Below are 15,162 nucleotides of genomic sequence, written 5' to 3'. Positions count from 1 at the left end.
TGGGAATGCAGGCCCGTGACGCTCCGCGTCACTGGACGCGGAGCGTCCCTAGAGGCATTCCCACGCGGAGCGTGGGAACGATCATCAGAGAAGGAGCCATTACAGGCTAGGCAGCAACTTCGCCGTAACCAGCTCATTCAGGCAACGCGTCGCCAACAACTCACTTGCCGCGTTGATGTCCGGTGCAAAGAAACGGTCCTTCTCATAAAACGGCACTTCACCGCGCAGGATGGCGCGAGCCTTTTCCAGTTTTGGCGAGGTTTTCAGACCTTCACGCAGGTCGAGGCCCTGAGCCGCCGCCAGCCATTCCACTGCCAGAACCCCACGCGTGTTTTCTGCCATTTCCCACAGACGCTTGCCCGCCGCCGGTGCCATGGACACGTGGTCTTCCTGGTTGGCCGACGTCGGCAGACTGTCCACCGAGTGCGGATGAGACAGCGCCTTGTTCTCGCTGGCCAATGCCGCCGCGGTCACCTGGGCGATCATGAAGCCGGAGTTCACGCCACCATTGGCCACCAGGAATGGCGGCAGTTGCGACATGTGCTTGTCCATCATCAGCGAAATGCGGCGTTCGCTCAGGGAACCGATTTCAGCGATGGCCAAAGCCATGTTGTCGGCGGCCATGGCCACCGGCTCGGCGTGGAAGTTACCGCCGGAGATCACGTCACCTTCAGCGGCGAACACCAGCGGGTTATCGGAGACAGCGTTGGCTTCGATGGCGAGCACTTCGGCGGCCTGACGGAACTGGGTCAGGCAGGCGCCCATGACTTGCGGCTGGCAGCGCAGGGAGTACGGGTCCTGGACCTTTTCGCAGTTCTGGTGCGAGTCGGATACTTCGCTGCGCTCGCCCAGCAGATCGCGGTAAGCGGCAGCGGCGTCGATCTGGCCTTTCTGACCGCGTGCGGCATGAATGCGTGCATCAAACGGCGAGCGCGAGCCCAGCACCGCTTCAACAGTCATACCACCAATGGCCAGGGCACCAGCAAACAGATCTTCGCCTTCAAACAAGCCACGCAGAGCGTAAGCGGTAGAAACCTGAGTACCGTTGAGCAGCGCCAGACCTTCTTTGGCAGCCAGGGTCAATGGGGTCAGACCGGCGACTTTCAGCGCTTCGGTTGCTTCCATCCACTCGCCTTTGTAGCGCGCCTTACCTTCGCCCAGCAGCACCAGCGACATGTGGGCCAAAGGCGCCAGGTCACCGGATGCACCCACCGAACCTTTCAATGGAATGTGTGGGTAAACCTCGGCGTTGATCAGGGCGATCAGCGCGTCGATCACTACGCGACGAATGCCGGAGAAACCACGGCTCAGGCTGTTGACCTTGAGCACCATGACCAACCGCACCAAGGCGTCGCTGATCGGCTCGCCAACACCGGCGGCGTGGGACAGCACCAGCGAGCGCTGGAGGTTTTCCAGGTCTTCGCTGGCGATGCGGGTCGAAGCCAGCAGGCCGAAACCGGTGTTGATGCCGTAAGCCGTGCGGTTCTCGGCGAGGATCTGTTCCACGCAGGCAACGCTGGCTTCGATTTGCGCCAAAGCGCTTTCGTCGAGGGTGATGTTGACCGGTTGCTGATAGACATCACGCAGCTGGGCAAGGCTCAGTTGGCCGGGAATCAGGTTAAGCGCAGTCATTTTGTGCTCCTTTTGAGAGTTTGTTATTAACTCACCAGACGCTCCGGAGATGTCCGTTGTCCGTCGCGTCTCGCCTTCTGGGGAGCCGCGCCTTGGCACGCTGGTGTGGTGGAAATCAGTTCAGGTTCGGTAACACTTTGTGCAGCAAAATCGGGTCTTTCAAAACGGCGGCGGCACTGGCGATGTCCGGTGCCAGCCAGCGGTCCTGGTCGTAGGCCGGAACTCGTTCGCGCAGCAGACGCCACGCGGCATCGGTACCGGCGCCGAAGCGTTGTTCTTTGAGGAATTCAAACGCCTGGGATGCCAGCAAATACTCAATGGCGAGGATCTGCGTGCAGTTTTCCAGCGCGCGATGCAGCTTCAGCGCCGCGTTGGTGCCCATGCTCAAGTGGTCTTCCTGCAAGCCCGAGGTGACGTAGTTATCGAGCACCGCCGGTTGCGCCAATTGACGGTTTTCCGCACACAGGGACGCGGCAACGTACTGGACGATCATCATCCCGGAATTCACCCCGGGGTTGGCCACCAGAAACGCCGGCAGACCGCTGACATGCGGGTTGATCAAGCGGTCCAGCCGACGCTCGGCGATGGAGCCGATTTCGGCCATGGCGATCGCCAGCAAATCCGCCGCCAATGCCACTGACTGACCGTGCGGGTTGGCTTGGGATACCACCCGGAAGTTGTCCGGCGTGCCCAGCAACATCGGGTTGTCGGTGACAGAATTGAGTTCGGTTTCGATCTGCTTTTTCGCGTGCTCAAGTTGATCGCGAGCGGCGCCGTGGACTTGCGGGATCGAGCGGATGCTCAATGCATCCTGAGTACGAATACCTTTGCTGCTGGCAATCACTTCACTGCCATCAAGCAACGCCCGCAGGTTGATGCCGACTTGCTGCATGCCTGGATGAGGTTTGAGCGCGATGATCTCGGCATCGAACGCGGCGATCTGACCGCGCTGGGCTTCGAAGCTCATGGCACCGATCACATCGGCCCACTGCACCAAACGCGTCGCATCGGCAATTGCCAGACAGCTGAGACCAGTCATGCATGGCGTGCCATTGACCAGGCACAAGCCATCTTTGGCGCCGAGCTGAACCGGTTGCAGACCTTCCTCGCTCAACGCCTGCTGCGCGGAAACGATCTGCCCGCGATAGCTGACATTGCCGACACCCAGCAGAGTGATTCCGATGTGGGCCATGTGGGTCAGGTAGCCCACCGAGCCCTGGGATGGTACTTGCGGAGTGATACCGCGATTGAGCAGTGCCAACAGGCCTTCGACCACTCGGCGATGAATGCCGGATTTGCCATGGCTATAGTTGCGAATAGCGGCGCAGATGATTGCGCGGGTCTGTTCGTCGGCCAATGGCGCGCCGACGCCACAGGCGTGACTGAGCAAGGTGTTGCGCGACAATTGGCTGAGTTGTTCGCCTTTGAGCGAGACGTTGCACAAGGCGCCCAGGCCGGTGTTGACGCCGTAGGCACGCTCGCCGCTGGCGACAATGCGCTGGACGATCGCCTGGGCGTTTTCGATCCGCGCCCAGATCTGGGGCGACAGCTCGAGCTGCGCGCCGTGACGAGCGACTGCGACCACATCCTGCCAGCGCAACGGGGCGTCGGCGATAACGATTTTTTCAGCCTGGGACATCATTAACCTCGTGCGTACAACCTGAATATTGATGCAGCTTTACCGGCGCCATCGCGGGCAAGCCCGCTCCCACAGTGCTCTGTTGTGTGAAGAAAATTTGTGCAACACAACCAATCCCTGTGGGAGCGGGCTTGCCCGCGATGAGGCCCGCCCGATCACCGCAAATTTCTCAAACCACCGCAGCTCGCCGCTGTACAAACCGGTCCACATACTCATCCGCCGGCGAATGCAGGATCTCTCGTGGCGTGCCGACCTGAATCAGGCGGCCATCCTTGAGGATCGCGATGCGGTTGCCGATGCGCACGGCCTCGTCGAGGTCGTGGGTGATGAAGACGATGGTCTTGTGCAGGGTCTTTTGCAGTTCCAGCAACTGGTCCTGCATTTCAGCGCGGATCAGCGGGTCGAGGGCGCTGAAGGCTTCGTCCATCAGGATGATGTCGGTGTCCGCCGCCAAGGCGCGAGCCAGGCCCACACGCTGACGCATACCGCCGGAAAGCTGATGCGGGTATTTGTTTTCGTAGCCCTTGAGGCCCACGGTGTTGATCCAGTGCAGCGCACGCTCGGCGCACATTTGCTTGGTCTCGCCACGCACTTTCAGGCCGTAGGCGACGTTATCCAGCACGGTCTTGTGCGGCAGCAGGCCGAAGCTCTGGAACACCATGCTGATCTTGTGCCGGCGAAATTCGCGCAGGGCTTCCATGTCGTATTGCAGGATGTCCACGCCGTCCACCAGGATCGCGCCGCTGGTGGGGTCGATCAGGCGATTGAAGTGGCGCACCAGGGTCGACTTGCCGGAACCCGACAAGCCCATGATCACGAAGATCTCGCCGGTGCCGATGCTCAGCGACAGGTCGTTCACGCCAACCACGCAGCCGGTTTCGGCCAATACCTGGTCTTTGGTCTTGCCTTGGCCAATCATGCCCAGCGCATCCTTGGAGCGGCTGCCGAAAATCTTGAAGACGTTTTTGACTTCGATCTTGCTGATGGCTTCGTTGCTCATTTGCTCACCTCATGCCGTGGCCGACCATACGCCTGAGTAATGCGGTCGATGACCACTGCCAGAATCACGATCGCCAGACCGGCCTCAAGCCCACGTCCGACGTTGAGGGTCTGAATCCCCACCAACACATCTTCACCCAAGCCACGGGCACCGATCATCGAGGCGATCACCACCATCGACAGGGCCATCATGGTGGTCTGGTTGATCCCGGCCATGATGCTCGGCAGAGCCAGCGGCAGTTGCACGCCAAACAGTTGTTGCCAGCGATTGGCGCCGAAGGCGTTGATCGCTTCCATCACTTCACCGTCGACCTGACGAATACCCAGATCGGTCAGACGGATCAGCGGCGGCGCGGCGTAGATCACCGTGGCGAAAATCGCCGGGACCTTGCCCAGGCCGAACAGCATCAATACCGGAATCAGGTACACGAAACTCGGCATGGTCTGCATGATGTCCAGCAGCGGCATCAGCACCGAACGCAAGCGATTGCTGCGCGCCGAGAGAATGCCCAACGGAATGCCGATCAGCACCGAGATGACCGTCGCCACCATCATCAGCGCCAGGGTCTGCATCAGCTTGTCCCAGAGGCCGACCGCACCCACCAGGAACAGCAGACCGACGATGACCGACGTGGTCACGACTTTGCGGGTCGCGTGCCAGGCAACGCCCGCCACGATCGCCAGCATCAGCCACCAAGGCGCCGCACGCAGCAGCCCTTCGAGATTGACGATGGCCCACAACAGGGTGTCGGAGATGCTGCGGAACACATCGCCGTAGTTGGTGACCAGCGAATCGACCCAACTGTTGACCCAGTCGGCGATGGAAAAGGTAAAGCTTTCGGGAAACATAAAAAGACTCTCAATCAAGGGGTTGCGATCAAGCATCCGACTGCCGTTGCCGACAGTCGGAGAGACTCAACCTACAAGGCCGCGTCGATCTTTTTGGCTGCGTCTTCGCTCACCCACGCGTGCCAGACTTCAGGATGTTCCTTCAAGAAGATCTTGGCCAGTTTTGGCGATTCGATCCGCTCTTTGGCCATGCGCCCGAGGTTCTGATTCAGCAGGTCGATTGGCAGGTTGACCTTTTCCAGCACAGCCACCAGTTCCGGGGCTTGCTCGTGGAAGGTCTTGGACAGGCCGACCTTGATGGTCACTTCCTTGTTCACGCCTGGTTTCTCTTCGAGTTTCACCAGGTCAACCTGGCCCATCAGCGGGGTTGGCGACCAGTAGTAGAACAGGATCGGCTCGCCACGTTTGTAGCTCGACAGCACCGCGGCATCCAGTGCCGGACCGGTGCCCGGACGGAAGTTCGTGTAGGTGCTTTCCAGACCGTAGCTTTTCAGCATTTCGCTGTTGTCCAGCTCACAGGTCCAGCCGGCCGGGCAGTTGTAGAAACGGCCCTTGGATGGCTCTTCCTGATCCTTGAACACGGCAGCGTATTTGCCCAGATCGGCGATCGCTTTCAGGTCTGGGGCTTTTGGCTCCAGCTTGCGCTTGGCGTCGCCTTCGATCACGTAACGCGGCACGTACCAGCCTTCGACAGCACCCACGACAGGCGCGCCGACACCGACAACCTTGCCGGCCTTCTCGGCCTTGTTCCAGACCTCGCTACGACCGACCCACTCTTCGGCAAACACTTGAATGTCGTTGCTGCTCAGGGCGTTTTCCATGGTGATGGAGTTGCCTGGCAGGCTGTCGGTCTTGCAGTCGTAGCCTTTCTCCAAGACGACTTGCATCACGTCGGTCAGCAGCATGGCGCTTTCCCAGTTCAGGCCGGCGAACTTCACCGGTTTGCCTGATTCGCACCAGCCAGCCGCCTGAGTGGCACCAGCACTGGCCAACAGGCCCATGGAAAGCAATGTGGTCAGCAGGGTCTTGTTCGATTTCATTGTTTGACGCTCCTAATCATGAGTTGGCTTACGGCAGTCAAGAGGCATCCAGCCCTGTCCACGTCCAATCAGGCCTGCGCCGCAGCGCGACCGGCCCCGCTTGTTATAGGTGCTGCATCGCTGTCCTGCTCGACTGGCAGAATCAGGTGATCGGGTACTGCGCTGTGCCATTTTTTTGCGCACACGTAATACAGGCCTGCGGGAAGCACCAGACCGATGATCCAGGAAATATCCACACCCCCAAGGGCGTCCACCAGCGGACCGGTGTAGAACTTGGTAGAGATGAACGGCAGTTGCACCAGCACACCGAAGACATAGACGCTGATACCGAGAGGGTTCCAACGGCCGTAGCGACCGTTCGGATCGGCCAGCGCCGGCACGTCATAGCGCTCGCGAGTGATGCAGTAGTAGTCCACCAGGTTGATCGCGCTCCATGGCGTGAAAAAGGCCAGCAAAAACAGGATGAAGGACTTGAACGCACCGAGGAACGAGTGCTGACCGAGCAATGCGATCAGGGTCGCAGTGCCGACGATGACCAGCACGAAGACCAGACGCTGCAAGCGCGTTACCCGCAGGTCACCACGGAAACCGCTGATGACGGTCGCAATGCACATGAAGCTGCCGTAGGAGTTCAGCGTGGAGATGGTGACCTTGCCGAACGCGATGCTGAAGTACAGCAGCGCAGCGGTGGCACCGGTACCGCCCAGACCCACGATGTAGGCCACTTCGTGGCCGGCGAACTGCCCGTTGGCCGAGGCGGCCGCAAGCACGCCGAGGATCATCGCCACCTGTGCGCCAATGACCGAACCGGCGCCAGCGGCGAAAAAGGTCTTCACCGAGGAAGTCTTGCTCGGCAGGTAGCGTGAATAGTCAGCCACGTAGGGGCCGAAGGCGATCTGCCAGGACGCCGCGAGCGACACCGCGAGCAGAAAGCTGGTCCAGCTGAAGTGGCGGATTTGCAGGAGTGCGCCAACGTCAGTCTGGCTCATCAGGCGACTGAACAGGTAAACGAAGGCAATCACGCCAATGACGCTGGCGACACGGCCGATGAAATGAATCACTCGATAACCGAGCACCGTGACCAGCACGATGACGCTGGCGAAGATGAGGATCCCGACGCTGTCGCTGACGCCAAACAACTGGCCCAGCGCCTGGCCGGAAAGCACGGTGCCCGTTGCGGTGAAGCCCAGGTACATCAGGCACACCAGCACGATCGGGATGGCCGCGCCATACACGCCGAACTGTACCCGGCTGGAGATCATCTGCGGCAGGCCAAGCTTGGGGCCTTGCGCCGCATGCAACGCCATTACGCCACCGCCGAGCAGTTGACCGATCAACAGACCGATCAACGACCAGAACACGTCACCGCCCAGCACCACGGCCAGGGCCCCGGTGACAATCGCGGTGATTTGCAGGTTGGCACCCATCCACAGGGTGAACTGGCTCAACAGACGACCGTGTCTCTCCGCTTCCGGGATGTAGTCGATCGAACGTTTCTCGATCAACGGTTTACTGCCTGCACGATCGCTGTTAACAGCCATGATTCAACCTCTGTGGATTGTTATTCGGTGTTGGTTGTTTCTCTGTAGGAGCTGTCGAGTGAAACGAGGCTGCGATCTTTTGCCTTTAAAGGATCAAGATCAAAAGATCGCAGCCTTCGGCAGCTCCTACAGGGCAAGCATTACTTGCCGGTAATCATTGGCAGGTTCAGACCCTGCTCCTTGGCGCAGTCGATTGCGATCTGGTAACCCGCATCGGCGTGACGCATGACACCGGTAGCCGGGTCGTTGTGCAGTACGCGAGCGATACGCTCGGCCGCTTCGTCAGTACCGTCGCAGACAATCACCATGCCCGAGTGCTGGGAGAAGCCCATGCCGACGCCGCCGCCGTGGTGCAGGGAAACCCAGGTCGCGCCGCTCGCGGTGTTGAGCAGAGCGTTGAGCAGTGGCCAGTCGGACACGGCGTCGGAACCGTCCTGCATCGATTCGGTTTCGCGGTTCGGGCTGGCTACCGAACCGGAGTCCAGGTGGTCGCGACCGATCACGATTGGCGCGGACAATTCACCGCTGCGAACCATTTCGTTGAACGCCAGACCGAGCTTGGCGCGCAGGCCCAGGCCAACCCAGCAGATACGTGCCGGCAGCCCCTGGAAGCTGATGCGCTCACGGGCCATGTCCAGCCAGTTGTGCAGGTGGGCGTCGTCCGGAATCAGTTCTTTTACTTTGGCGTCAGTCTTGTAGATGTCCTGCGGATCGCCCGACAGCGCAGCCCAACGGAATGGACCGATGCCACGGCAGAACAGCGGACGGATGTAAGCCGGTACGAAGCCTGGGAAGTCGAACGCGTTCTCGACGCCTTCTTCTTGGGCCATCTGACGGATGTTGTTGCCGTAGTCGAAGGTCGGAATGCCCATTTTCTGGAATTCGAGCATCGCTTTAACGTGCACGGCCATGGACTGCTTGGCGGCTTTCACCACGGCAGCAGGTTCGGTCTTGGCGCGAGCGCGGTACTCTTCCCAGGTCCAGCCGGCTGGCAGGTAACCGTTGAGCGGGTCGTGGGCGCTGGTCTGGTCGGTGACCATGTCCGGGCGCACGCCGCGCTTGACCAGTTCAGGCAGAATTTCAGCCGCGTTGCCCAGCAGGGCGATGGAAATCGCTTTGCCTTCTTTGGTGTATTTGGCGATGCGGGCCAGCGCGTCGTCGAGGTCGGTGGCTTGCTCATCGACATAGCGGCTGTTCAGGCGGAAATCGATGCTGACCTGCTGGCATTCGATGTTCAGCGAGCAAGCGCCGGCCAGGGTTGCGGCCAATGGTTGCGCGCCACCCATGCCGCCGAGGCCTGCGGTCAGGACCCAACGACCTTTCAGGTCATCGTTATAGTGTTGGCGACCGGCTTCGACGAAGGTTTCGTAGGTGCCCTGAACGATGCCCTGGCTGCCGATGTAGATCCAGCTGCCGGCAGTCATCTGGCCGTACATGGCCAGGCCTTTGGCGTCGAGTTCGTTGAAGTGTTCCCAGCTCGCCCAGTGTGGCACCAGGTTGGAGTTGGCGATCAGCACGCGTGGGGCGTTGCTGTGGGTCTTGAACACGCCGACCGGCTTGCCGGATTGCACCAGCAGGGTCTCGTCGTCGTTCAGGTTGGTCAGGCTTTCGACGATCTTGTCGTAGCATTCCCAGTTACGTGCCGCACGACCGATACCACCGTAAACCACCAGTTCTTTAGGGTTCTCGGCGACTTCCGGGTCGAGGTTGTTCATCAGCATGCGCAGCGGCGCTTCAGTCAGCCAGCTTTTGGCGGTCAGCTTGTTACCGCGGGCAGCGCGGATTTCGACGTCACGGTATTTAGTGGGCTTATTGTCAGTCACGAAAAAGACTCCTCATCAATCAATCCAAACCAACCCTGGCGGTGGGCAAGCCAGCCTGTGCGCGTCAAAGCGACACAAGCGAATCAGTGGACGTTGCGAGGAGTCTCGATCGACTCATACGCATACGTCTTTACTTGTACATACAAGCATATGCAATCAAGCGGCCAACTTGCTGAATGGGTGTTCAAGAAAAGTTTTGAAGGGGCTGGAAAGCCCGTAGATCAAGGGTTTTAACGGAGATGAAATTTTTCGGGGGGATTTTGCGCGAGGACGACGGCTGTTACTTGAGCGTGGTTTTGCGCCACGCTGGGGCGTTCGGTAACAAAGTGGTGCGCGATGGGAAACGCTGAAAAGCAAAAGATCGCAGCCTTCGGCAGCTCCTACAGATTCAATGTCCATCCACAATATTTGCGGCGAACATGATCAATGTAGGAGCTGCCGAAGGCTGCGATCTTTTAAGGATTTTGGATCAGCGTGCGATCAACTCGATCACACAGCACTGCCCCTTGATAGAGATATCCAGCAGGCCAACGTTACCGTCCAGTTGCAGACAATCATGGCGTCCTAGCTGAGAGGCGTTGTTACCCACCGTCACTTCAAGCTGTTCAACCACACTGAACACCAGCACGGTGCCGGCCGAACTGAAAAACCGCTGCTCGCCCTCCAGCCACTGCAATCGCGCGTGGTAACGGTCCGGCGCATAAATCAGGTTGAAATCGCGAATCGGTCCGCCGAGCAATGTGCAGGACACATGACTCTCGCCACTGAAAGCAAACGGGTCCAGCGGTAACAACGACCGCGTGTCCTGACCGTCGACGCGCAAGGTCATGCCCTCGCCTTGCAGCACGGTGATCACCCGCTCATAACCGGCAAAGGTGGAAAACCCGCCCGACTCACCGATATCGGCAATCGACAGGCGCCAGCCAAAACCATCAAGGCCCACACCGGTATCGCGGGTGATTTCTTCGGTACTGCCACCGCCGTTTTTCCACGGCATGCGCGGGTAATCTGCCGCGCGTAACACTTTCAACTGGCTCATTTATGGCTCTTTATTTATGGAACCGTCCTTCCAGACGATGACGGGAACCGGGGTGGATCAAACGGGCGGCGGTCACGGGCTGACGGCCGGACCAGGTGCGGCGACGAATCAGCAGGCAAGGTTCGCCCTTCTCAATCTGCAGCAACTTGCATTCGGACGGCTCGGCGAGAATCGCTTCGACCACGTGCTCGCCTTCGGTCAACGGCGCGACCTGATTCAGATAGGCGTAGGGCGTTTGCAGGGTGAAGTCTTGCTTGAGGTAGTCCGGTGCCACCAGCGCGTTGACGAAACGATCTTCGATTTGCACCGGAATATCGTTTTCGAAATGCACGATCAGCGAGTGGAAAACCCTCTGGCCTTCGCGCATGTCCAGGGCCAGAGCCCGCTCGGAACCTGCGGCCTCTTCTTCGAGGGTGATCACCTTGCAGGTGTGACGATGGCCACGGGAGGCGATCTCATCGGCGATGTTGTGCACTTCAAACAGCGCTGACTGACTTTTCGGCTCGGCGACGAACGTACCGACACCCTGCATGCGCACCAGTAAGCCGTCAGCGGTCATCTCGCGCAGTGCGCGGTTGATGGTCATGCGGCTGAAACCCAGCTGGCTGACCAACTCGCTTTCCGACGGAACGCGGTAGTGCGGCGGCCAGTTTCCACTGTCGATTTGCTGGGTGATCATCTGTTTGACGCGGGCGTACAAGGGCGCCGGACTGTCGCCCAGATTGGCGCTCAGATTGGCATTCGGCGGCAATGTGGCAGACGGAGTTGGCACGGTTAATCCTTGTTCATTTGTTGAGGGCTACTAGCTTGCCGGAGTTTACCGAGCAGGCAAACGTCTGTATATGTATATACAAATAACACACGATGGGGTGCTGAACCATGTCCGCCTTCTTTGCCGAACGCGCGCTGCTGCCTAGTGGATGGGCCAACAATGTACGTCTTGAGGTCAGCGCCGATGGCGTACTGACCCATATCCAGGCCGATTCTCATGCAGATGACGCCGAACGGCTGAGCGGTCCGCTACTGCCGGGAATGCCGAATTTGCACTCTCACGCCTTCCAGCGGGCCATGGCCGGGTTGGCGGAAGTGGCGGGTAATCCGAATGACAGTTTCTGGACCTGGCGCGATTTGATGTACCGGCTCGTCGGAAAAATCAGCCCGGACCAACTCGGCGTCATCGCCCGTCAGCTGTACATCGAAATGCTCAAGGCCGGTTACACCTCGGTCGCGGAATTTCATTACGTACACCACGACACAAGCGGCCAACCGTACGCAGACCCAGCCGAACTGGCGCTGCGCATCAGTCAGGCCGCCAGCTCTGCCGGTATCGGTTTGACCCTGCTGCCGGTGCTCTACAGCCACTCCGGTTTCGGCGGCCAGACCCCGAACGAAGGTCAGCGCCGCTTTATCAACAGCACTGAAAACTACCTGAAACTTCAGTCGCGCTTGCAGCCGATCCTGGCACAGCAACCGGCGCAGGCCCTGGGTTTGTGTTTCCACTCGTTGCGCGCGGTCACCCCGCAGCAGATCAGTGAAGTGCTGGCAGCCAGCGACAAGCAGTGCCCGGTACACATTCACATTGCCGAACAGCAGAAGGAAGTCGATGACTGCCTGAGCTGGAGCGGTCGCCGTCCGCTGCAATGGCTGTACGAAAACACTGAAGTCGATCAGCGCTGGTGCCTGGTCCACGCAACTCACGCCAACCCGGAAGAAGTCACGCTCATGGCCAAGAGCCGCGCCATCGCCGGCCTGTGCCTGACCACCGAAGCTAACCTCGGCGACGGGATTTTTCCGGCGGTGGATTTCCTGGCACAGGGCGGGCGCATGGGCATCGGTTCCGACAGTCACGTGTCGTTAAGCGTGGTGGAAGAATTGCGCTGGCTGGAATACGGCCAACGTCTGCGTGATCAGCGGCGTAATCGTTTGTATGGCGCGGATCAGCCGATGGTCGGCCGCACACTGTACGACGCCGCGCTGGATGGCGGCGCCCAGGCGCTGGGGCAGCCGATTGGCGCCCTGGAAGTCGGCAAGCGTGCGGATTGGTTAGTGCTCGATGGCAACGATCCGTACCTGGCGACGGCCAGTGGCGACGGGATTCTCAATCGTTGGCTGTTTGCCGGCGGTGATCGCCAGGTACGGGATGTGCTGGTCAACGGCCAGTGGGTTGTGCGTGACGGGCGGCATGCCGGGGAAGAAGAGAGTAATCGGGCGTTTACCCAGGTTCTGCGCGAACTGCTCGGTTAACCGAAAAAGCAAAAGATCGCAGCCTTCGGCAGCTCCTACCTTGGTCCGGTTGGCCGCAATAATGCGGATCAACACGGACTCTGTAGGAGCTGCCGCAGGCTGCGATCTTTTTCGGCCGCGCCGCTAGTTCGAAGTCTTGGCCATCTTGGTATCCGACGTGCGCCAGATCAGTCGCGTCGTGTCATAACCCTGCTGACGCGCCTTGCTCAGCAGTTCTTCTCGCACTACACCATTGACCGCCGGGGTGCGTGACAACAGCCAGAGGTGACGGCGGCTCGGGTCGCCGACAATCGCGGTCTTGTAATCATCGCTGACGTACAACACCCAGTACTCTCCCTTCGCCACACCAGGTATCAGTCGCGAGAACCAGGTATCGAACTCGACCCACAGCTTGTCGGCCTTGCCGGGCACCTGTGGATAAGCCGTGCCTTTGGCCTCTTCCCATTGCCAGTCCGACGTCAGACAGCGGTTCAGCACCGCCATGTCACCTTCAGGCTTGAGGCTGTAATGGGCTTCGGATTGCGCGCAGTTGCGCTGGAAATACACCGGCAGACGCGCCAGTTCGTACCAGGTTCCCTGGTAGCGCTTGAGGTTGACCGTGTTGACGGTCTTGGGTGCCAATGGATCTACGCTAGAAGTGGCGCAGCCGGCCAATACCAGGCCGGCAAAAAGAACAATCAGTAACCGCTTCATTATTTTTTTCTCCCGCGGGCGCATAGCCCCGGTTTACTTCAGGCCTTGGCCAGAAAACATCAGCACTTTGTCACCGGCATACTGCACGCTGATAAAGCTGTTTTTGTCGCCCCAGGTGCAACTGGACATGCCGAGCGCGCCCGAGCAATCGGTCGGTTTGCCCAGCAAGGTTTCAACCTCGGCCTTGGGCATGCCGGTCGACAGCTTCGAGTAATTTTCCTGATTGATCTTGCCGCACGCTGCCAACAACACGCAGAACGAGAGCAAGGCGATAGATCGCAGCGACATGGTGTAACTCCTGGGGCGAAGGGAATGGCATGGCTGCCAAGCTGAAGCTTAGAAGAGAAAACCTCTCTCTGGTTCCCTGAGCATTCGGCTATTTGTTTGGCCACCCGTCAGCCTTTTGTCGATAAATCAGCCACTTTTTCACGCCGCTGAGTATTTCGTCGGTTTCCGCAGAAGCCGCCTAATCTTTGGCGCTGGCCAGTCGACATAGAAGCAGCGCAAAGCCTTCCACTGTGGCAAATTGACACCCCTTGTTGACCAGCCCCTTCGCGGTAGCTCATTTAATGACCAGAAACATGAAGTTCAGCCACAAAATACTGTTGGCAGCCGCTCTTGTGGTGGCCGTTGCATTCGCCTGCTTCATCCTGTTCAACGATTACCGCCAGCGGCAGACCCTGCGCAGCAGTACCGAGTCCTCGATGCAGGAACTCGGCAGCCTGACCACCAGCAATATCCAGACCTGGCTGGAAAGCCGCATCCAGTTGCTGCAATCGCTGTCCCAGCAGATCGCCGTGGACGGCAGCGCACAAGCCAACCTCAAGCGCGCCATCGACCTGCCGGCCTATACCAGCAACTTCCAGCTGAGCTACTTCGGCGGCACCGATGGCGTTATGTTCTCGGTCCCGGCCGGCAACCGCGCCGCAGACTACGACCCGCGCGCGCGTGGCTGGTACAAGGCGGCCAACAATGCGCAACAGACCATTGTCACTGAACCCTACATTGCGGCATCGTCGGGAAAACTGGTGATTACCGTTGCCACGCCAGTGAAGCATCAGAATCAAATGATTGGCGTCGCCGGCGCAGACATTGATCTGTCCAGCGTCAGCGCGATCATCAACTTGCTGAATTTCGGCGGTCATGGCCATGCATTTATTGTCAGCGCCGACGGCAAGATCCTGATCCACCCGGACAGCAAACTGGTGCTCAAGAACCTGGCCGACGCCTATCCCAACGGCGCGCCGAAAATCAGCCCGGGCCTGAAGGAAGTCGAGCTGGACGGCAAAACCCAGTTCATCTCCTTCACTCACGTCAATGGTGTGCCGTCTGCCGACTGGTACGTGGCGCTGGTGCTGGATAAAGACACCGCGTTCTCGATGCTCAGCGAATTCCGCACCTCGGCAATCATTGCCATGGTCATCGCCGTGGTGATCATCATCGCACTGCTGAGCATGTTGATCCGCGTGCTGATGCAACCGCTGCTGACCATGGGCCGCGCCATGCATGACATCGCCGAGGGCGAAGGTGACCTGACCAAGCGTCTGACCATTCACGGCCAGGATGAATTCGGCGCACTGGGCACCTCCTTCAACCGTTTCGTGGAACGTATTCATACCTCGATCCGCGAAGTGTCCTCGGCTACCGGCCAGGTCAACGAAGT

At 59.5% G+C, this 15,162-nt stretch carries 12 protein-coding genes and 1 pseudogene; 2 read left to right on the top strand and 11 right to left on the bottom strand.

Going from position 1 to position 15,162, the window contains the following annotated elements:
* Nucleotides 1-99 precede the first annotated feature (99 nt).
* The 9 genes from hutH (KGB18_RS05475) to hutC form a co-directional block, all read right to left on the bottom strand.
* Nucleotides 100-1,632, bottom strand: coding sequence for a histidine ammonia-lyase (hutH, locus tag KGB18_RS05475; RefSeq protein WP_223569502.1), 1,533 nt, complete (start codon nucleotides 1,630-1,632; stop codon nucleotides 100-102).
* Nucleotides 1,633-1,747: 115 nt separating this feature from the next.
* A complete protein-coding gene (gene hutH / locus KGB18_RS05470) occupies nucleotides 1,748-3,271 on the bottom strand; it encodes a histidine ammonia-lyase (RefSeq protein ID WP_201061474.1) in 1,524 nt (507 codons plus the stop codon).
* A gap of 169 nt (nucleotides 3,272-3,440) precedes the next feature.
* Complete coding sequence (locus tag KGB18_RS05465; protein ID WP_223569501.1) at nucleotides 3,441-4,271, bottom strand: glycine betaine/L-proline ABC transporter ATP-binding protein; 831 nt, start codon at nucleotides 4,269-4,271, stop codon at nucleotides 3,441-3,443.
* Nucleotides 4,268-5,119 (bottom strand): ABC transporter permease, encoded by an 852-nt coding sequence (locus tag KGB18_RS05460; RefSeq protein WP_030129253.1) that lies wholly within the window; start codon nucleotides 5,117-5,119, stop codon nucleotides 4,268-4,270. Before KGB18_RS05460 ends, KGB18_RS05465 begins: the two co-directional genes overlap by 4 nt.
* Before the next feature lie 71 nt (nucleotides 5,120-5,190).
* Nucleotides 5,191-6,159 carry an ABC transporter substrate-binding protein gene (locus tag KGB18_RS05455; RefSeq protein ID WP_052966803.1) on the bottom strand — a complete coding sequence of 323 codons (969 nt, stop codon included), beginning with the start codon at nucleotides 6,157-6,159 and terminating at the stop codon, nucleotides 5,191-5,193.
* A 68-nt stretch (nucleotides 6,160-6,227) separates the two neighbouring features.
* Complete coding sequence (locus tag KGB18_RS05450; RefSeq protein WP_201061477.1) at nucleotides 6,228-7,700, bottom strand: purine-cytosine permease family protein; 1,473 nt, start codon at nucleotides 7,698-7,700, stop codon at nucleotides 6,228-6,230.
* A gap of 140 nt (nucleotides 7,701-7,840) precedes the next feature.
* Nucleotides 7,841-9,523, bottom strand: a complete 1,683-nt coding sequence (gene hutU, locus KGB18_RS05445; RefSeq protein WP_223569500.1) for a urocanate hydratase — start codon at nucleotides 9,521-9,523, stop codon at nucleotides 7,841-7,843.
* Nucleotides 9,524-9,992: 469 nt separating this feature from the next.
* Nucleotides 9,993-10,562 (bottom strand): HutD family protein, encoded by a 570-nt coding sequence (locus KGB18_RS05440; RefSeq protein ID WP_123721609.1) that lies wholly within the window; start codon nucleotides 10,560-10,562, stop codon nucleotides 9,993-9,995.
* 10 nt (nucleotides 10,563-10,572) lie between these two features.
* On the bottom strand, nucleotides 10,573-11,241 hold the full coding sequence (gene hutC / locus KGB18_RS05435; RefSeq protein ID WP_201061667.1) for a histidine utilization repressor: 669 nt from the start codon (nucleotides 11,239-11,241) through the stop codon (nucleotides 10,573-10,575).
* 200 nt (nucleotides 11,242-11,441) lie between these two features.
* Between hutC and KGB18_RS05430 the strand changes: the two genes are divergently transcribed.
* Complete coding sequence (locus KGB18_RS05430; RefSeq protein ID WP_123721611.1) at nucleotides 11,442-12,806, top strand: formimidoylglutamate deiminase; 1,365 nt, start codon at nucleotides 11,442-11,444, stop codon at nucleotides 12,804-12,806.
* Between the two features lie 123 nt (nucleotides 12,807-12,929).
* Here KGB18_RS05430 and KGB18_RS05425 read toward each other — a convergent pair whose 3' ends face one another.
* Nucleotides 12,930-13,499: a lipocalin family protein gene (locus KGB18_RS05425; RefSeq protein ID WP_123721612.1), complete on the bottom strand. Its 570-nt coding sequence runs from the start codon at nucleotides 13,497-13,499 to the stop codon at nucleotides 12,930-12,932.
* 33 nt (nucleotides 13,500-13,532) lie between these two features.
* On the bottom strand, nucleotides 13,533-13,787 hold the full coding sequence (locus KGB18_RS05420) for a hypothetical protein (protein WP_007907841.1): 255 nt from the start codon (nucleotides 13,785-13,787) through the stop codon (nucleotides 13,533-13,535).
* A 281-nt stretch (nucleotides 13,788-14,068) separates the two neighbouring features.
* Between KGB18_RS05420 and KGB18_RS29945 the strand changes: the two are divergent.
* Nucleotides 14,069-15,103, top strand: a pseudogene (locus KGB18_RS29945) (cache domain-containing protein); the annotation flags it as partial.
* Nucleotides 15,104-15,162: the final 59 nt, after the last annotated feature.

Origin of the sequence: Pseudomonas sp. BF-R-26 (genome assembly GCF_019947395.1) — a bacterium.
Lineage (GTDB): Bacteria > Pseudomonadota > Gammaproteobacteria > Pseudomonadales > Pseudomonadaceae > Aquipseudomonas > Aquipseudomonas farris.
Note: the sequence above shows the minus strand (reverse complement) of the source record. Positions and strands in the feature narration are given on the sequence as shown.

Coding starts and splice junctions, on each gene's coding strand:
- KGB18_RS05460 (WP_030129253.1), bottom strand. CDS start 5,119: ATGTTTCCCGAAAGCTTTACCTTTTCCATCGCCGACTGGGTCAACAGT.
- KGB18_RS05425 (WP_123721612.1), bottom strand. CDS start 13,499: ATGAAGCGGTTACTGATTGTTCTTTTTGCCGGCCTGGTATTGGCCGGC.
- KGB18_RS05465 (WP_223569501.1), bottom strand. CDS start 4,271: ATGAGCAACGAAGCCATCAGCAAGATCGAAGTCAAAAACGTCTTCAAG.
- hutH (WP_223569502.1), bottom strand. CDS start 1,632: ATGACTGCGCTTAACCTGATTCCCGGCCAACTGAGCCTTGCCCAGCTG.
- KGB18_RS05430 (WP_123721611.1), top strand. CDS start 11,442: ATGTCCGCCTTCTTTGCCGAACGCGCGCTGCTGCCTAGTGGATGGGCC.
- KGB18_RS05440 (WP_123721609.1), bottom strand. CDS start 10,562: ATGAGCCAGTTGAAAGTGTTACGCGCGGCAGATTACCCGCGCATGCCG.
- hutC (WP_201061667.1), bottom strand. CDS start 11,241: ATGATCACCCAGCAAATCGACAGTGGAAACTGGCCGCCGCACTACCGC.
- KGB18_RS05455 (WP_052966803.1), bottom strand. CDS start 6,159: ATGAAATCGAACAAGACCCTGCTGACCACATTGCTTTCCATGGGCCTG.
- hutH (WP_201061474.1), bottom strand. CDS start 3,271: ATGTCCCAGGCTGAAAAAATCGTTATCGCCGACGCCCCGTTGCGCTGG.
- KGB18_RS05450 (WP_201061477.1), bottom strand. CDS start 7,700: ATGGCTGTTAACAGCGATCGTGCAGGCAGTAAACCGTTGATCGAGAAA.
- KGB18_RS05420 (WP_007907841.1), bottom strand. CDS start 13,787: ATGTCGCTGCGATCTATCGCCTTGCTCTCGTTCTGCGTGTTGTTGGCA.